The sequence below is a fragment of the Reichenbachiella sp. MALMAid0571 genome, from assembly GCF_040151475.1.
Classification (GTDB): Bacteria; Bacteroidota; Bacteroidia; order Cytophagales; family Cyclobacteriaceae; genus CAXBNB01.
The window spans coordinates 29,025-47,223 of record NZ_JBDKWG010000113.1; the positions used below are offsets into that span (position 1 = coordinate 29,025).

The 18,199-nt window shown below is 38.0% G+C and carries 15 protein-coding genes; 3 read left to right on the forward strand and 12 right to left on the reverse strand.

What is annotated here, in order from left to right; genetic code table 11:
- Positions 1-8: 8 nt before the first annotated feature.
- The 8 genes from AAOP42_RS06745 to AAOP42_RS06780 form a co-directional block, all read right to left on the reverse strand.
- On the reverse strand, positions 9-773 hold the full coding sequence (locus AAOP42_RS06745; protein ID WP_349527712.1) for a 3-ketoacyl-ACP reductase: 765 nt from the start codon (positions 771-773) through the stop codon (positions 9-11).
- A 37-nt stretch (positions 774-810) separates the two neighbouring features.
- Positions 811-2,259 carry an oxidoreductase gene (locus tag AAOP42_RS06750; protein ID WP_349527713.1) on the reverse strand — a complete coding sequence of 483 codons (1,449 nt, stop codon included), beginning with the start codon at positions 2,257-2,259 and terminating at the stop codon, positions 811-813.
- Between the two features lies 1 nt (position 2,260).
- Complete coding sequence (locus AAOP42_RS06755) at positions 2,261-3,643, reverse strand: glycosyl hydrolase (RefSeq protein ID WP_349527714.1); 1,383 nt, start codon at positions 3,641-3,643, stop codon at positions 2,261-2,263.
- Positions 3,644-3,718: 75 nt separating this feature from the next.
- Positions 3,719-4,615 (reverse strand): AraC family transcriptional regulator, encoded by an 897-nt coding sequence (locus tag AAOP42_RS06760; RefSeq protein WP_349527715.1) that lies wholly within the window; start codon positions 4,613-4,615, stop codon positions 3,719-3,721.
- A gap of 100 nt (positions 4,616-4,715) precedes the next feature.
- On the reverse strand, positions 4,716-5,408 hold the full coding sequence (locus AAOP42_RS06765) for a lysoplasmalogenase (protein WP_349527716.1): 693 nt from the start codon (positions 5,406-5,408) through the stop codon (positions 4,716-4,718).
- A 35-nt stretch (positions 5,409-5,443) separates the two neighbouring features.
- The gene (locus AAOP42_RS06770; protein ID WP_349527717.1) at positions 5,444-6,631 is read right to left on the reverse strand and encodes an MFS transporter; all 1,188 of its coding nucleotides are present in this window, start codon (positions 6,629-6,631) and stop codon (positions 5,444-5,446) included.
- A gap of 127 nt (positions 6,632-6,758) precedes the next feature.
- Positions 6,759-7,226: a CBS domain-containing protein gene (locus AAOP42_RS06775; RefSeq protein ID WP_349527718.1), complete on the reverse strand. Its 468-nt coding sequence runs from the start codon at positions 7,224-7,226 to the stop codon at positions 6,759-6,761.
- 202 nt (positions 7,227-7,428) lie between these two features.
- Positions 7,429-10,227, reverse strand: coding sequence for a putative LPS assembly protein LptD (locus AAOP42_RS06780; RefSeq protein ID WP_349527719.1), 2,799 nt, complete (start codon positions 10,225-10,227; stop codon positions 7,429-7,431).
- A gap of 207 nt (positions 10,228-10,434) precedes the next feature.
- On the opposite strand from AAOP42_RS06780, the gene AAOP42_RS06785 reads away from it, so the two are divergent.
- Positions 10,435-11,214, forward strand: coding sequence for an N-acetylmuramoyl-L-alanine amidase family protein (locus AAOP42_RS06785; RefSeq protein WP_349527720.1), 780 nt, complete (start codon positions 10,435-10,437; stop codon positions 11,212-11,214).
- Positions 11,215-11,226: 12 nt separating this feature from the next.
- The gene (locus AAOP42_RS06790) at positions 11,227-12,162 is read left to right on the forward strand and encodes an MlaD family protein (RefSeq protein WP_349527721.1); all 936 of its coding nucleotides are present in this window, start codon (positions 11,227-11,229) and stop codon (positions 12,160-12,162) included.
- Positions 12,163-12,241: 79 nt separating this feature from the next.
- On the opposite strand, the gene AAOP42_RS06795 is transcribed toward AAOP42_RS06790, so the two are convergent.
- Both AAOP42_RS06795 and AAOP42_RS06800 read right to left on the reverse strand, forming a co-directional pair.
- Positions 12,242-12,940: a formylglycine-generating enzyme family protein gene (locus AAOP42_RS06795; protein ID WP_349527722.1), complete on the reverse strand. Its 699-nt coding sequence runs from the start codon at positions 12,938-12,940 to the stop codon at positions 12,242-12,244.
- 17 nt (positions 12,941-12,957) lie between these two features.
- Positions 12,958-14,181, reverse strand: coding sequence for a hypothetical protein (locus AAOP42_RS06800; protein ID WP_349527723.1), 1,224 nt, complete (start codon positions 14,179-14,181; stop codon positions 12,958-12,960).
- Between the two features lie 500 nt (positions 14,182-14,681).
- Between AAOP42_RS06800 and AAOP42_RS06805 the strand changes: the two genes are divergently transcribed.
- A complete protein-coding gene (locus AAOP42_RS06805; protein WP_349527724.1) occupies positions 14,682-16,373 on the forward strand; it encodes a CHASE domain-containing protein in 1,692 nt (563 codons plus the stop codon).
- Between the two features lie 83 nt (positions 16,374-16,456).
- On the opposite strand, the gene AAOP42_RS06810 is transcribed toward AAOP42_RS06805, so the two are convergent.
- Together AAOP42_RS06810 and AAOP42_RS06815 are read right to left on the reverse strand one after the other, a co-directional pair.
- Positions 16,457-17,977: a DUF3570 domain-containing protein gene (locus AAOP42_RS06810; RefSeq protein ID WP_349527725.1), complete on the reverse strand. Its 1,521-nt coding sequence runs from the start codon at positions 17,975-17,977 to the stop codon at positions 16,457-16,459.
- Between the two features lie 2 nt (positions 17,978-17,979).
- On the reverse strand, positions 17,980-18,177 hold the full coding sequence (locus AAOP42_RS06815; RefSeq protein WP_349527749.1) for a DUF4266 domain-containing protein: 198 nt from the start codon (positions 18,175-18,177) through the stop codon (positions 17,980-17,982).
- Positions 18,178-18,199 lie beyond the last annotated feature (22 nt).

Below are 18,199 nucleotides of genomic sequence, written 5' to 3' on the forward strand. Positions count from 1 at the left end.
GTTGCGTTTTATAATCTTGGAATAGAAAGTCCTCCATCTACCATAATTACCTGTCCGGTAGAGTATGCCAGTTGACCGATCGCCATAGAGGCAACAACTTTCCCGATATCTTCGGGTGCTCCCCATCTTGGTTGTAAGGTTAGACCATCCGCTATTAATTTATCGTATTTTTCTTTGGCTCCTGATGTCATATCTGTTGCTATCAAACCAGGACGAACCTCATAAACAGGAATGTTGTGTTCTGCTAATCTGGTGGCAAACAAAGCCGTTATCATACTCATTCCGGCTTTGGATATGCAATATTCTCCACGATTGACTGAAGCAACTGTTGCCGAAATGGATGAGATATTGATAATGCATTTCTGAACCTCTTTGTCTTTTTGGGCTATCATCATTCCGGCTGCTTCCTGGGTAAGAAAAAAAGTCCCTTTCAAGTTAATACTCATCACATAATCATAGCTTTCCTCAGTGGTATTCAAAATATCAATACGCTCTTTAGGTGCCACTCCTGCATTGTTGACGAGTACATCCAATTGTCCAAATTCTTTAGATATTTTATTCAATATTGAATGGCGATCACTTTCCAACCCCAAATTTCCCTGACAGTAAATCACATCTACACCATAAGTACGCAGTTGATCAAGCACCTCGCTTACATCAGATTCGTTACGGACTCCATTTACAGCCAGGTTATATCCTTCTTTCGCTAAACAAACTGAAATACCCAACCCTATACCTCTCGTGCCTCCGGTAACCAAAGCATATTTATTCATAATCAATTCTTATAGTGGTTTGTAAAAGCTGCTCAAATTACCCATTTTTCTTTAATTCTTTAAGCATATCATACTCAGGCATCTTCTTATAAATAGGATCTAAAGGAAAACATCCTGATATCAATCCATTTCTTGGTGCTGTAGTGCAATCTGAAAATGTCCTGCAAATTTTACCCCGCTTCAAAACATCACCTTTAATAATATCGTCAGGCATTTCCGGATAGGACAAAACCATTCTACCAAACCCAATGAAATCTGCCATGCCTTTGTCCAACACTTCATAGGCTACATTGGGCAGCCACTCCTGCAGGTAGGAATATGCCGATCCTACAATGGTTAAATTTGGAAATGCCTTTTTTATCTGAGCTGTAGCCTGGATTTGCCTTCCAACACCGACCAATGGATCTTCCGGCGGAAGATAACCATCGGATGGAGGAAACAGCGCAGGCCGTTGAATGTGAGGGTTGTAATACGGACTTCCTGCAGTGATACAAACCAATTGAATTCCTAAATCTTCAAAAATCTTAAGTAAATCAAATGTCTCTTTGAGATCCATTTCTACACCTGAAGTACTCCCACCAAACGCATTTTGATACTCACCTTCTACTTCACATGGTACACCTACATTATTTTCTCCGGGTTTGTAAGGAAGGTAGTCGAATGCACTCAACCTTACCCCTATTTCCAATCCCGGAGCTTCTCTTCTGATTCCTTCTACGATTGATCTCAGAAACTGTGTTCTATGGTATAAATCCCCACCATATTTACCTTCTCGCTTATACCCCGTAAGGAACTCATGTCCCAGATAACCGTGACAATGCTTTATGTCAACAAATTGAAAACCTATTTTTTGAGCCCAAACTGCAGCCTGAATAAAATCATCTACTAACTTATTGATTTGATCGTCAGTTAACTTCGGGTATTCTTTATCTATCCCCATTCTTTCATCCAAAACAGGATGATTGTAAAGTATCTGAGGTTCGTGTTTCGTCTTGCTGTTTGGCTTGGAATACCTGCCGGAGTGGGTAAGCTGCAACCCCACCAATAAGTCATCTACTGTACCAAATTTCTCCTTGTGAGTTTCGGTTACAGTATCGTACAAATTCTGAATATCAGGCAAATTAGCTTCACTCATGAGCAGTTGATTGGGGTTTGCCCTCCCTTCATGCTGCACAGCTACAGCTTCACAACCCCACAAGAGTTTTGCACCACTGAGTGCAAAATTCTCCCACCTGCGAATGGTGTGTTCCGTAGGTTTTCCGTCTTCGGTACCGTCCCAACCTTCCATAGGAAGTATGCAAAAACGATTGCCTATTTTAAACCCTGTATTCAATTGATACTCATCCGAAAACTTGTTTTCATTTCCCACTTCCCAATTTGGATCAAAAGGAACATTGGCCTGAATAGATTGACAATACTCTGAAAATGCGGATGGTGTTTTGAGTTGTGCAACTCTGGTATATTTTGGCTTTGACTTTAATGCCATATCATTTTTTGGTTAATCCCTGAAAAAAAGTATAATATGATTTTTCATCTATCATTCGCTGCAAGAGAAGCATCACTTCCCTGATGTGGTAGTCTCCCCACATGCAAGACTCACCATTTGGAATTTTACTTCCTTCGGGAATATAATCCCAGTTGTTTGGATAATGGTAAATGGTATGAAGCAACAATCCCTGATGGCCTTTATTTCTACTTAAATATGGATCGTCCAAAAGTGTGTCTGCTACACTCAATCCAGCTTGAAAATACATATCACCCCTCGGATCATTCTTTTCTTTAAGGTATTTTCCTAGCCGCAACAATCCTTGTGCACCAATGGCTGAAGCCGAACTGTCAACAGGTTCATACTCATTGAAAGGATCAGCATTTTTAGTCTGATAATCTTTCAATTCATGCATTTTTGGTGCTCCAGTATCCCAATAGGTGATGCCATCCAGAGAAGAATTGGCTATATAAAAATCACAAGTGGCTTTGGCTGCTTTTAAAAACACGGCTTTTATTTCTGCCATGTCACCCAATCCTTTCCGTTCCGATTCATCTATGGTTTCAAGAAACTCCAATTGCTCTGCAAAACCCAGCATTGCCCAACTCAGGCCTCTGGTCCAAGTGGTAAATCCTGAAAACCCCTGCTGAGAATTAGGACACCTGTAAGAGCCATTGTTTGTGTTGAATATACATTCGTGAGCTGTACGTCCCCAATCATCATATTGATCTCTACCCTCGCCATAAAAAACAGAATATTTGGCAGTGGATAGTGCATGTTGAATTGCTCGATGAAGCAAAGAGTGATTGGCATCTTGCTCAGCCTGTAGGGAATGCCCAAGCAAATGGCTGACTTCCAACGCCCTGATGGTACGCACCGTATCTACAAACAAAGAATGCGGCCCATTAAAAGAATATATGTATCCTCCCTGATCATAATTAGTCCAACGGGAAGCCTGGACTGCACCAGAAATTTTAAGAGCCAATTCGTAAAACTGCTGTTCAGCTTTATTCCCCTCAATTTTTCCTTCAAGCATCAACCGAAGAAGGTTGCCATAGGTACTTACATTGTTAAATCCATGATCATGAACTCCAATATGGCTGACATGAGAAGCCATCTTCTCCACAGTATTTTTTCTACCTATTTCCAAAAACTGGTCGTCACCGGTAGCATCGAATTGCAAAATTGAGGATCCATATTGAAACCCCTGAGTCCACTCTGTCCATCCTCTGGTAGTGTATTTACCCGCTTCTGTAAACACCGGAGCACCTTTCGACTCATCATACTGATCTTCTATTGAAAGAATCTTTTCCCCTGATAATTTCCAAAAAGACTCTAGCTTTTTGCCTAAGGAAGTAGCACTAATTGTTGTATTGATTTCCAAATTATATTTTTTAGTTATTTGAACAAAAATCCAACCTTAAACTTAGAGCTAATTAAATTTACATCAGATGTATTATTATGTCTGTGACTGGTACTTTTCGAGTTTTACCTTTCTGAAGTCCGTTGGAGAGTATCCTGTTTTCTTTTTAAATATCCTACTGAAGTAAGAAGGATCTTCGTACATAAGGTGGTAAGCAATTTCCTTACTACTCATATCTGAAAAAATCAGCAAACGTTTGGCCTCCAGCATTACCCTGTCGTGAATGAAATCACTGGCTGTTTTCGTACAAACCTTTTTTGATATTTTATTCAAATGAGATGGGCTGATATGTAGTAAATCCGCATAATAATTCACCTGCTGGTTTTTGAGGTAATCCTTTTCTACCATCTCTCTAAACAACTTGAAAGTGGCGTCTCTATTGTTGTGAAAATCATAACCTCCCACATGATTGGTTTTATAAAGGCTTTTGACATTTAAAATGAAAATGTACAAATATGACTTAATAATTTCTTCACTTTCTTCTCTAAGGTTGAGGTATTCATGCATTATCTCATCCAGTATTTTTTTGACAAACTCAAAGTTTTCAGGCTTCAAATTGATGTATGGCTGAGGTAATTCACCTATGTTTATACCAGCCAGTTTTCTATTGAGCTCAATAAATTCTTCTGTGAAAGCAAGAATATACCCCTGAGCCTTTTCATGGTTGGATATTAAATGTACTTGACCGGGAGTCACAAAATGAATGCTATAGTCATTAACAGGATATTTGTTAAAGTCAATTTCATGATTTCCTGTTCCACGATAAAAGATACAGATTTCAAAAAAATCATGTCTGTGAGGCACATTGGTCTTATTGGGAAATCCCGCCGGGTAGGAAGCTTCTACTTTCTCATCTGACTTAATGGTGTACAACTTAAAGTCAGTGAGCTGAACACGTCCTTCGGGAATGCTATATAAAGGTATATCCGACATTTTGCCAATTTATAGAATTTGAACGAAATTTTATGCAAGGAATTGAACAACTCTCTTCTTTCCAAAAGTTGTGTTTTTCAGAAATTATAATCAAACAGTACTACTTTTCATTATAATGTTTCAACAAGCCATTGACAATATTCCACTGAGCAAGCAAATAAGTCAGCATTATAAACAAACCTGAGTTTTCCATTGGCATTAGAAATTTGTTCATCGCCAAGAGCGAATCAGACAACAAGAAAAGTATTGCACCAAAAAACAGTTGATTGAAACTGGATTGGTTGGTTTGCTCCATTCTAAGAATAGAAGAAATCACCATAGCCAATAAAAGCAAGGCATATACAATAAGTGGGTACGCCAAATCGCCAGCTTCAGGAACCAAATTCCACAAAAGCACTACACCTATCAAAATAAATGGTATCGAATAACCAAACTGTCTCCCTATGGATAAAACCGTTTCATTATTGTATCGGGCACGGGAAAAAGAAAATATATACAGTATTTGAGCTACACCAAAAGCCGAAAGGCCTATGAGAAAGTACATAGAATCATTGTTTTGATACATCAATGACACATCACCAATCCAGGAAAAAATCAAAGCTAAAACAGCAATTAGAAATGATAAATTTGGTGGAGATAACAGGCTTCTTCGAAAATAAACAATCAATGCCGGCATCAGCAATGGCTTAGTGTAATGGTTCATTTCAGGCAAAACCAAAATGTGAGATGCCAGTTCCAGTACACAGATCACAATGAAAATATATTTCACAATATCTGAATCACTCTTTTTCATCTGAATGTATTTAATGTAAATCCGTACAGTATAAGTTATTCATCGACAACTGTTTCCAGTGTCAGCTTTTTTACGCCAGGTGTGAATAAATAGAAAAATCCGATAAGAACCAAAACTGCAGGTATGTAAAAAACCATGGCAATATTATTTATGTCATTACTAAAAACCCACCCGGAAATAAATGCCCCTAACCCTATACCTACTTCCAGTGCTATATACATGGTAGCTATCCCCCTTCCTCTATGCTTTTCGTCGCTCATATCAATAGTCCAGGCAAAAATAGTGGGAGAACATATTCCCATTCCAAAACCAAAAAAAACAGCACTCAAAACAAACAACAGGTTACCCTCAGTATTTGCCAATAATATCATAGACAGAGCCAATATCAACCCTCCAACTTTCAATACCGGTATTCTGCCAAACTTGTCTGAAGCTTTACCTGCAATAATCCTTACCAACAATGAGGCTATTGTAAAATAAGTAAAAAACAAGCCCCTGTTAGATATTTGTAAATGATCACTCAAATCAGGAATAACGGTAAGTATAGTGCCAAATGAAAAAACAGATAGCATCATCACCAATGAAGGGGTAATTACCTTGGGCTCAAACAATTCTGACTTGTTGATAAAAAAGTGAGAGAGCCTTAGTTTTTCAGGAGATTTGAGTGTCTCCTTCATCCCTGCCAAAACCAAGACCGATGACAATGCAAACCCACTTGAAAAATAGAACATCGTGTTCAATGAAAAATGACTCGCCAGGTACGCTCCTATAGCCGGACCTGCTGCCATACCCAGACTACTAAAAAAACCTACAAACCCCATAGCTTCCCCTCTCCTATTGAACGGCACTATGTCTGCCACATAAGCCGATGTACCTGTAGGTTTAAATCCGGTAGAAAAACCATGAAAAAAGCGCAAAGCAAAAAATCCAATCACACCACTGACCACAGGATATAACAGCGCAGCAATACTACTCACCAATGCTCCAACTACCATTACAGGCACCCTTCCCACCTTATCGGCAAGCTTGCCACTAAAAGGACGAGAAAGCCCGGCTGTAACGGTAAAAAGGGCTATAATAAGTCCTTTGTATTCTCCACCTCCCATAGCGGTGAGATAGGACGGCAACTCCGGAATAATCATATTGAAGCTCCCAAAAAAGAGGAAACCGCTAAAACAGAGTAAAATAAATTGGAGGGTGAAAATCGATTCTTTTTTATCCATAGTAATGCCGGCAAAGATAGACATTACCATCAGTTGCCCTTCCCATTACATACCTATTTACTATGAATTAATAGTTTTCATTGATGTGCCATTTGCGGAAACGAAGTATCCTAAATAAATCAGAGAATTAACGTTTCCAATCTTCGCTCTTCAGGTTTTTAATTGCCCGCATAATGTCCTTTTGGCTGATCTGGCCAATCAACTTACCATTTTCAATTACGGGAAACCTCCTTCTTCTCTTATTCAAAAACATATCCGCTGCATCAAACACATTGGCATCAGGGCTTATGGTGATTACATTGGATGCCATGTGCTCCGATACTTTTCCTGACATAATTGGAATGTTGTTGTATTTACCTTTCACCACTTCTTTCAAACAGTCGCCTTCCGAAATCATCCCCAGCAACTCATTGCGCTCGTTTACCACAGGCCCTCCTGATATTTTCTTCTGCATCAAAAGATCCATTACTTCCATGATAGTCTGATCAGGGGAAAACGTAACCAGTCTTCTGGCCATATAATCAGCAACCAAAATAGAAGGCACTTCAGCTTCTTTGGTTTGCTCCACTTGAATACCTCTATAGTTCTTTACCATGATTAAAATCTTTTGTGGGGTATTGAATTTAGTGAAAAGAAAGGGTTTTACCAAACATTATTAAGCAAAAAGCAGCGTCAATGATCAGAATTTTGATTGAATCAGGCCTTTGTAAATATCCTTTTCTATCCGGTTAAAGCCTTTGATGGCGTATAACGGAATCTAAACAACAAAAATACCTGATATGAAATATTTTAAATTACTAAAAACCACTATAAGCAGTTCTGCTCCGTTTGTCGAGCTTTAAATCGCTAAGCAACGTGGATAACACCCTGATTTCAACGAAATAGGACTGATTAGGGCCAAATGGCACCCAGTTGAAATTCAATGTCCAGCAGTGCAGGTCTCTGGACAAGTTCAGCCTGGTTACTGTGAACTCTTTATTCTTAATGTCATAACCGGAATTGAAACCAATTTTAGTTTTTTCTGTCAAGCTAATATTTCCACTAAAGCTCAATGACTGAGTTATTTTAGAATCTTCAAATCCGGTTTTGGAATAATTATAGGAATAATTGGCTCGTAAATTCCAGGGGATACTAAAGTCAACATATTGATTGGCATCATTGTATGCGGTATATTGATTTACACCTTGTCCTATGAATTCACCGTTCCTGACACCTTCTTCCAGATTGTATGGGTCGCTATAAGGATTATTTGGATCGGTCAGGTCATTGGGATCATAACCTTCCCCCCGCCCATTCTGTTCCTGACCATTATTTTGCGTATTCTTTTTCTTTGATTTTGGTGCAAGGTTTAAGCCCAGGGAAATTGTCCCTCTACTCAACTGTCCCAAACCATTTCCATTGTTCCAGGCAAATCTGTCAATTCTATGGTCATAGATTCTTTTTCCTCCTCCTGAGGTATATTTAATACTATCAAGAATATACACGTACGGATCTATCGATCCAGCAAAACTTACACTCACAGCCCTGTTCAAAAAACTTGTTCTCGCACTCATACTAACATTGCTCAGTTTAAAAGAGTCCGCTGCAAAATTATATCCGGAAGAAAAAGACAGGTTATCAAAGAGTTTTACCTTCTTAAACTCATCAATACTATCGTTCTTGGTCTTTACCTTCATTTCAATATTGTTGTTTAAAGAAAATGACATACTCGCACTCTCTCCACGGGCTGGACTGCCGTAAGCAAATCCTTCAAATTTTGACAGTGTTCGGGTGTCTCCTTTTTCATTGATCTGTACTTCATCATAATAGCCATACTTTTCTGCTCCAAAATCAGGACTGTAACTAAACCCGATACTTGGTGTCATCACATGCCTGATGGCCTGAATTTTCTTTCCCCCAATAGGATAAAAACCATAGAGTCTGGTATTCACCGACGCACCAGAACTGTAATATCCGGCACGAGAGAACCCACGTAATGTATCAATTCTTACCCCTTCTTGCTCCGGCACATAGGTATATCTAAGCTCCTTTGGGTACCACAGCTCAGTATAGTTAAAACTGGGGCTTACTGTAAAATACTTAAGTACATTAAATGAGGTAGAAATCGGAATACTATGACGCATTCCATTTTTTGCACGATCAAATATAATGTCGAAGTTCTCAGGGTTAAAAGATACCAGACTATCATCAAGTGCCCCTCTGTTTACAACTGTATATCCGGAAGGACTGGATTTTGCTGCATTTGAAAGGTCATTCTTTGCAGTCATACTGTAGGACAAACCAAGTTTACCAAGCACCGTTTTGCTCAACTTTTGTGAGTTTTTAAATAAATAAATCCGGTTGGCATTCATACTCATTTCAGGCATGGTAAGGTTGACCAGCCCTGTTTGAACATTCTGATTGTGCCTCATATTCATGGTCATATTGACCGTTCTAAAAGATTTGGAATAAGACACGTTGGAATTGAACTGCGCATTAATACTTCTGGAATAACTTTCGCTTATAAGATTTACGTTTTGGGAAAAACTTGATGTACCTGCAGAAACTGAAGCCGAAAACCTTCCCGTTCCTTTAGACTGTGGACTGTGACTCCACTGTACCCAGAAATCCTGAGAATATGGTTTATCTTCTGCCAGTGTACCCGTCACAGACTTGTTATATCTCACATTAAAACTTCCTGAATATGCATATCTCTTCCTGTATGTTGATCTGGTCTGCAATCCATAGCTCCCTCTCGTATAAATCTCCCCGGTGAGAGTCAGATTTATATAGTCATTGATATCAAAGTAATACCCCCCCTCCCGAAGGAAAAAACCTCTGGTTGCATCTTCACCATACTGCGGAACTATTATTCCTGATGCTTTTTTTCTAGGTTGAGGAAACATACCAAAAGGGAAAGCCAGTATGGTAGGTATTTTTCCAAAATACAACCTAAATGGCCCACTTACTACCTTGTTTTTAGGAATAACTTTTAATTTCTTAGAATGGATCGAAAAATGAGGCTCAGCCAGGTTACAGGTGGTATATTGAGCTTCCCTGATATACATTTCGTCCTTCTCATTTTTCTTCACTTTTTCACCATGCATAAATGCCCCGTCCTGTTCGGTGATAATTCCTTTGATTACAGCTTTCTTTGTTTTAAAATTATAAGTAATATCATCGGTAGTATATTCCTCTGATCCTTGCCTGAATACCGGTTTTCCTATTTTTTGATCTGTACTGTCCAGTACATAATTTGCTTTGAGCGTGTTTTTTACCCAATTGACTTCAATTTTTTCAGCTTCCAGTTCTATGATTCCATATTTAATTTTAGCACCTCCATACAAAAACATATCCTGAGTTTCCAGATTGAAAAACATAGAATCGTTAGCAGAATAAACAACGGTAGTTTCAATATCACTTTTCCCCGGTGGTGGACGAAATGCAATTGAATCATTTTTCACCGAATCCTGCCCCAACAAGTCATTAACCATAGGCAGGCTTTTCAGTCCGCTTCCAAGGGAATCTGCAAATTGTAAAACGTTTTCAGGATTGACTCCCAGAGAATCGGCAAGTTGAAATATTGTTTCAGGCTTTACGCCTAGCGAATCTGCCATTTCGAGCAAATACGTTGGATCTAATTTATTTTGAATAGGATTTTTGGTAGGGTTATTGTTATCCTGACCGAAAGCTGAATATAATTGGAAAAGTAATATATTGCATATAACTAAGGACTTTAAAATGCGCACTTGACTTTCAGTTTCAAGGAAAAATTTACAATTTTGTGCAAAAATATTGCCATTATCATTAACAACCACAAGTACATGAAGAATATTATATCATTGTTCGTTTTATCTGCGACATTGGTGTTAGTTTCATTTAACAATGTCGGGTTAAAGGATTATAAAATAAACAAGATAGTAATCGACGCAGGTCATGGAGGTAGAGACCCAGGTACACATGGCAAGATTTCCAAAGAAAAAGATATTGCCCTGAAAATAGCCTTAGAAACAGGTGAAACCATAAAAAAATACTTACCAGATGTCGAAGTAATTTATACAAGAGACAAAGACACTTTTCCTTCATTGGCAGAAAGGGCTGAACTGGCAAATAAAAATGGAGCAGATTTATTCATTTCCATTCACTGCAACTGGCTATCGAGACCTGAAATTCATGGCACAGAAACTTATGTAATGGGAATACATAAAACGGAAGCCAATTTCGAAGTAGCCAAAAGGGAAAATTCTGTAATCCTCTATGAAGAAAATGCGAAAGAAACCTATGATGGTTTCGACCCCAATTCCCCTGAATCTTATATTCTATTTTCACTATACCAGAATGCTTATATGAGCAACAGCCTGATGCTGGCTCAAAATGTTGAAAATCAATTCAAAAACCGTGTTGGACGCAGAAGCCGGGGCGTAAAAAGCGCAGGTTTCTGGGTGTTGTACAAAACCTCTATGCCAAGTATTTTGATTGAAACCGGATACCTTAGCAATGAAAAAGAAGAGAGAGATTTAAACGACAAATTGCAACAAACTTACATTGCTCATGGTATATTCAGAGCATTCAGGGATTACAAACAAGATTTAGAATCATTATAATACAATCAAACCGTGTCAAAAGAATTTAAAGTAGGTTTACTCGCCATCATTTCCGGTACCATCCTTTATCTTGGTTTTAACTATTTAAAAGGGAAAGACTTCTTCTCTAAAACAAATAAGTACTATACCATTTACGCCAACATTGACGGTCTTAATGTATCAAACCCTGTCATAGTAAACGGCTTTTCTGTAGGAAGAGTAAGTGCAATACGAATAATGCAAGAGTTTGACAATAAGGTATTGGTAGAGTTGGACGTGGATGAAAATGTGGTATTGGGTGATTCTACAATTGCTACCCTAACCAACGAAGATTTTCTGGGAAGCAAAGCCATTCTGCTTGAGATAGGCCGTGTAACCACTCCTGCTCAAAATGGAGACACCTTGCAATCTGGATTTGATAAAGGGCTGGCAGAATTGTTTGAAAGAGCTCAACCCCTTACCGACAATATTGGAATCACCATAGGTAGAATCAATGAAATACTTATAGGTCTGGAAGGTGCCGGAGAAGATGTAAAAACTGTACTTCAAACTTTTAATCAAACATTGCTTGAAGTGAATGTAGTACTTAAAAGCAATAATTCTAAAATCAACAGGACTTTTGAGCAAATCAACAAACTGCTGGCAAATATTGATTCCAAAGTAGAAAAGATAGATCCATTGATGGACAATGTAAACCGGTCGCTAGACAAGGTAAATGCTCTGGAACTGGAAGCTACTTTGAGTACTCTAAATGGAACTATGAACGAACTCAAACTGGTGATCTCTACGATCAACAATGGTGACGGTACAGTATCCAAATTGCTCAAAGAGGATTCATTGTACCAAAACATCAACAAGGCGATGATAGATTTGGATTTACTTCTTGTTCATTTCAATGAATACCCTAGACACTTTATGGCTCCTCTGGGAAAGAAAAAGAAGAAAATTGATAAAGAAATGAATAAATAGTATTCATCATTTCTGTAATATCGAAGTTTTCAATATTACTCAAAGCATTTTCACTCTTCCATCCCACTTGCTTCCCGAACTATTCAATGTCCTTTACACAACGAATACCTACGGGATAGTTAGCAATTTTTTCCGGTAGTACATAATAGCGCTGAGAAGTACGGATAAATGAATGATTGTTGAAATTGGATCCTCCACGCATCACTTTGTACTTTTCTCCATACTGCTCCATAGGCACATCATTGCCAGGGTAAGGATGATACCAGTCTGCTGTCCATTCCCAAACACTACCAGCCATGTCATAACATCCATAAGGACTTTGCGGCTTTGCTATAGATCCTCCTCTTGAGCTTTTTTTATCCCAAACAACGTAGGTATTATCATAAGTATTTCCCCATGGGAAAATCCTCCCATCAATTCCTCTGGCTGCTTTTTCCCATTCAATTTCGGTTGGTAATCTCTTTCCAGCCCATTTGGCATAAGCATTGGCCTGACTCCAGGTAACTACTGCTGCGTTATTTTCTCTTCCTTCAGCAAACTTATATTCAGGATCAAATAATGCGTATTCAGCATTACTTACTTCATTCCGGTCAATAAAAAATGCTTTGGTACTGGCAATTTGTTGAGGTCTCTCGTCAGGGTCTCCATACTTACTCCCCATAATAAAAGTACCTTCCGGTACATACACCATGCCTTCAGGTGGCTCTGGCTGACCAGAAACAGTTGTTGTGCTCAAGACCACACCTACTGTAAATAATATAATTAATGTTCTGTTCATTTTATTTCCTTTTTGCCTTACCATTTCGGGTCAATTAAATTGTAATATCGGCCAAACCAATAATTTCGGATCATTGCTGCTGCGGTGCGTTCCTCCTCGGATTTCACCATTTTAGTATCTCCGGTTTTAGTCGGAATTTTAAACACTTTTGAGTTACGCTCAAAACCCCACATGTCTTTTATTGCTTGATTCCGTTCATCAGTCATTATGTTTTCCTCGTTCAATACCTGATATACCATGACAAACCAAATGGTACTTTCCCAGGTAAATTCTATGTCTTTCCAGTCGTACCAGTGCCGGTTTAAATTCATCCGGTATTTATTCAGCAAATTCTTGTCCTTTTCATAACGCATCAACATATACAATGAGCGTGCGGCATGATAATCATCTCCCACGTTTCGCCACTCCGGAGGAAAAAGAATTTTAGCATTAATTTGATGATCATCGTAATGATACCGGTCAATGAGCATGTGATATGAAGCATTGTAACGCTCCTTTCCGGTAATTACATGTGCCATTTTGAGTCCCATAAGCACTTCAAGTGAATTAAGGGGCTGATGAGGCAAATCAGGACAAAAATTTCCCCACAGAGTCATTTTCCCATCAAGGTCTGTAAGTTTAAAATTGTTGTCAACGATACGCCCCATAAAACGATCCAACAGACCTGCAGCCTTTTGTTTGTATGCATCATCGGCACACAATTCCCAGAAAGTGCTTACACCATAAAATATGGACGTAAACTTATCTGCACTCAGGTCTCCCAACCAACGGTATCCCGGCATAGAAGTAGATTGATGCCATTCATGGTACCACATCACTTCTTCATGCCAAAGCGGTTCATCTGTTTGGTTAAAACTTCGAGCCACCAATCCAGGCACTCCTGTTACCTTTTCCAGTTTTAATACAGCTTCAAAAATCTGATTGGAAACTTCTCTATCTTTGGGATTTCTGGTGATTGCATATTTATGAGAATAAGCAGCCAGCATTTCCGATGTAGGGTCTAAGCAGTCAGCCTGGGTGCCTACAATAGGCCGGTCCAGCCCTGCCGGAGGGAATATTACGTGCTGCATGATGGCACCTTCATTCCAGTGATTCCCCAACATCAATTTATCAAACTTGTCCACTTTTACATGAAGTGGATCTGTCTTCTTGGGGAAGTCATTTACCTTTTGTGCATAAATGGCATTATGCCACACCATAAAGGAAAATCCACAAAGGAATAATATCAATCTTTTTTGCATACTATCTTCTTTTTTCACTTTCGAGTTAAGAAAGCTAGCATATTCCGGCTTACATTTTCAAAAAAAAGAATCAGTAATCGGAATTTAAATGATAATATGTGAGTATTTACCCCATCCTTATAGAATATTGCAAAGCGACCAACTCGAAAACTCTAATATTTAATTTAGCCGTACAGGTTTGATTAATAAATGTAATTTTCTGTATTTGGCTATGGTTCCCGGCCTATTTATACAAAATAATAAACATTGAAAGTTACATCACCACACCTATCTCTCTTCTCTCTGCCAACCCGACAGGCATCTGAATGTTATTCTTTTTTTTTGAAATGTCACTCAGCGTCTGGTAACTGTTTTGGTTTAAAACTTCTTCATCAGATAAGACATTATGAACCAGATATTATAAAAGATACCACAAATATTCTATTATTGAATTAATATTGTATTTTAGTCTAGCATTACTCCAGCAAAATGCGCATTTATATTCAGTCTCTTTTTAAAATATGAAGAGTGTAACACCAAGAATTTATGGCATTTGTGGATTGGTTTTAATCATAGGAGTAACTCTTTCCTTTGTCGTTTACTTTGCATTCGAGGGATCAAACAAACAAAAAAAGGATAAAATACTCTCCAGCAACTTCGCCACAATTCACAATCAGATTCAGCAGGAAATAGACCGAAACTTGAATTCATTATTTGCTTTGAGAGCCAACTATAAGGCTCATCGTGGTATGAGCAGGGCTGAATTTAACAGTTATGCTAACTATTATACTTCCAATATAAAAAGCATACAGGCTCTGGAATGGGTACCTGCCATTAGCCTACATCAAAGAGATTCATTTGAATTAGCCGGACGTTTAGAAGGATTTACGAATTTTCAAATAAAGACTACTATCGGAGATAGTGTTACAAGAGCTGAATCCAGACCAATGTATTTCCCGATCTATTTTATTGCTCCTTTTGAAGGCAATGAAGTTGCCCTTGGCTTTGATCCCGGAAAAGCGAATGCCACAAGGCAGAATACCATTGATCAGGCAATTGCTACCGGTACAGCTGTGGCTTCTGATGTAATGACTATTATACAAAAAAGTGATTCACAACAGGCAATATTGGTATTCGTCCCCATTTTTAAAGATGACAAGGCAGGCATAGACAACATCATTGGCCTGGTAGAAGGAGTCTATCTGATAGACAATCTAATTGAATCTGCTATTAGTTCGATTGATTTACCTGATTCTGTTAACATCATCATCAAAAACTCAAACGGGGATTTGATGTTTGGCAAAGAACCGACAAAAACAAAATCTAAAAAATATGATTCTAAGGAAGGAAAGATAACAATTGCAAATCAAACCTGGGATTTGCAAATTATCTATTTGGGAAATTTTAATCTACCATTTATTCGTCCAATTTGGTTATTTTTTGTGTCGTTAATTTTTACAATGCAGGTAGTAAAAGTAGTATATGATACACTTACTCATAACCGTAGGGCTTTGCGAAAACATGTGAAAGAGTTGGAAAAAAAGAATCAAGACTTAGAACAATACGCTTATGCGGTCTCTCATGATTTACAAGAACCACTGCATTCAATGCAAAGTCTTATTAACCTTCTAAATTTGGAATACAAAAGTAAATTGGATGATATGGGACAACAGTATCTTAGTTACATATTAGATTCCTCCAACAGAATGCGTACCCTCATTACCAATTTATTGAATTATGGTCGATTGGGGCAAGAAGAAGTCAACGATAGAGTAAATACCGAAGCTATTTTGGATAAAGTAAAGCAAGACCTATTTCAAATTATTGAAAAATCAGAAACTCAAATAATAAAAAAAACACCTCTTCCAACACTCAAAGCTTACCCAACTGCCCTTCATCAATTATTTCAAAACCTCATATCAAATGCGATAAAGTTTCAACCTAAGGGCAACAAACCAATCATAGAGATTTCAGCCAAATGGGAAAATAATAGATGGTTTTTTATCTTTAAAGACAATGGTATTGGTATTCCTAAAGAATTTCAAAAAGACATTTTTGTTATTTTCAGACGTTTACATAACAATTCTGAATATTCAGGTACAGGGGTAGGACTGGCAAATTGCAAAAAAATAGTTAGCCTTCATAACGGGAAAATTTGGATTGAATCTGAAAAAGGCCAGGGAAGTACATTTTTCTTTACTCTGAATTTATAGTAACATAATCTTTAGCCATCTCATATATTCAGGCCAAAACATCGTGATAAAACTATTGTTGAAGTAAGCAGAATTTCACTTGCCTATTTATCCACAACAAAACTAAACCCAAAGGAAAAGATATTGGATTTTAACTTGTCGCTTCTTTTGTAGTTTTGGTATCTTAAATCTATTTTTTTCAAAGCAAGTCGGAAGATTTTAAAACTAGTAAAGATATCGGTATAGCTTACACCAAATCCAATGCTTTTACTATTGAAAGTTGATAAGTCATAATCAGAAGTGTAATACTGTTCTGAAGAAAAATGTGTGTTGTAAGGGGCAAAATAATCTGCCTTTGTTTGGGTGTAATAACGATAACTTGGGTAAAATGTAAACTTTTGACTCAGCTTTATTGGCATCTCTATGCTAGCCGTCTGAGCTTCAAGCTCCCAATCGTCTTTGTAGTATCGATAATAGGTTCGAAAAGTAATAATCTCATTGAAATAGTAATTGAGACGTAATCCAATTGGGATTTTAAAACGAGTATCCGGCAATCTCTCCACATCATCAGCCAAATGATATACTCCATTATTTTTGGTTGTCTCATAATACTCAATATCAGATGATTGTCCTATGTAATAATTGGGACGGTCCTTAAAATACACCCGTTGATAAGGTGTTGATAATAGACCACTTTGCAGTATCAAATCCATAAAAACTGACATTTGTAGATTTTTACTTAGTACCTGAGAAAAACTCAAAGACGCAGTGTAACTATTCCTATTGGTTTTACTCATAGAGGAAAAGGCTGAAGGATTGTAGGCATCACTAGTCACATTCATATCCTGATCATATACCTCCACCCCATTAAAATAACCACTATTCAAAAAATCATCTCCATATAAGCGGTATTCATTCAATTCTGTAGGATAAATCACCAACCATTGGTCAAGATAAGCTGATCCTTTTATGCTTAATTCAGTATTTTGTTGATTGAAAAGTCGTGTATATCCGGCCCCAAAACCTAAGGAAGAGTAATCATACTCTTTGGACACTGCCATATTCACGCTAATAATTTCGTTCCTGTCGTCTGAGCTGTGAGCATAGCTAACATTCAGACTTTTAAGAGCATCACTCTTAGAAGCTCCCGATGATGCATACCAGGGACTGCCAATAGGTTTGGGACCCGTACTCACCGGATCATCATCTACATCGTCCACCGCAGCACTGGTTTCCAGATTAGCAGCACCAGTTTGAGAAGCTCCGGTTTGCACAATGATAGTACTTCCGCTTTGGGTTTTCACTGGAAGCGTATAAAATGGGTTGACATTGCTGGATGAGGCAGAAGAATAAGCAGAAATACCTGCATCGACAGTCAACACATCATCATTACCCAAAGGTATATTAACTACCAATGTTGGTGTATTATCTTTTAATTTTTCAGAACCTACTCCACCTCCAACAGCAGAATGCTGACCATTCTGACTATAAAAACTCATTAAGAAATCAACCTCAACTGCTTCAAGAACCTTTTTCTTATATACTCTGGATGAATCCTGAGATTCTGTTTGTGCAAAACTCAACACAGAACTAAAAATAAATAGTATGGAGTAGAAATATTTCATAATCAATTGCAACCACAGCCTCCACCTGTTTTTCCTCCATTAGCTCCTGATGCACCTTCCCTATATACCTGATAATTGGTTTCAAAACGCTCCGTTTTGTGCGCCGATAGTTTCATATCAGAATCATTCAAATTGACCTTCTGATAAGGCTTCACTACTGTACATGAAGACACCAACACAAAAGACAATATCAGCAACATGTACAACTGTAGAACAAATACT

Excerpts from the sequence above, each read along its gene's own strand:
- AAOP42_RS06745 (WP_349527712.1), bottom strand. The coding sequence starts at position 773 with ATGAATAAATATGCTTTGGTTACCGGAGGCACGAGAGGTATAGGGTTG.
- AAOP42_RS06750 (WP_349527713.1), bottom strand. The coding sequence starts at position 2,259 with ATGGCATTAAAGTCAAAGCCAAAATATACCAGAGTTGCACAACTCAAA.
- AAOP42_RS06760 (WP_349527715.1), bottom strand. The coding sequence starts at position 4,615 with ATGTCGGATATACCTTTATATAGCATTCCCGAAGGACGTGTTCAGCTC.
- AAOP42_RS06765 (WP_349527716.1), bottom strand. The coding sequence starts at position 5,408 with ATGAAAAAGAGTGATTCAGATATTGTGAAATATATTTTCATTGTGATC.
- AAOP42_RS06770 (WP_349527717.1), bottom strand. The coding sequence starts at position 6,631 with ATGGATAAAAAAGAATCGATTTTCACCCTCCAATTTATTTTACTCTGT.
- AAOP42_RS06775 (WP_349527718.1), bottom strand. The coding sequence starts at position 7,226 with ATGGTAAAGAACTATAGAGGTATTCAAGTGGAGCAAACCAAAGAAGCT.
- AAOP42_RS06780 (WP_349527719.1), bottom strand. The coding sequence starts at position 10,227 with ATGGCAGATTCGCTAGGCGTAAAGCCTGAAACAATATTTCAACTTGCC.
- AAOP42_RS06785 (WP_349527720.1), top strand. The coding sequence starts at position 10,435 with ATGAAGAATATTATATCATTGTTCGTTTTATCTGCGACATTGGTGTTA.
- AAOP42_RS06795 (WP_349527722.1), bottom strand. The coding sequence starts at position 12,940 with ATGAACAGAACATTAATTATATTATTTACAGTAGGTGTGGTCTTGAGC.
- AAOP42_RS06800 (WP_349527723.1), bottom strand. The coding sequence starts at position 14,181 with ATGCAAAAAAGATTGATATTATTCCTTTGTGGATTTTCCTTTATGGTG.
- AAOP42_RS06805 (WP_349527724.1), top strand. The coding sequence starts at position 14,682 with ATGAAGAGTGTAACACCAAGAATTTATGGCATTTGTGGATTGGTTTTA.
- AAOP42_RS06810 (WP_349527725.1), bottom strand. The coding sequence starts at position 17,977 with ATGAAATATTTCTACTCCATACTATTTATTTTTAGTTCTGTGTTGAGT.
- AAOP42_RS06815 (WP_349527749.1), bottom strand. The coding sequence starts at position 18,177 with ATGTTGCTGATATTGTCTTTTGTGTTGGTGTCTTCATGTACAGTAGTG.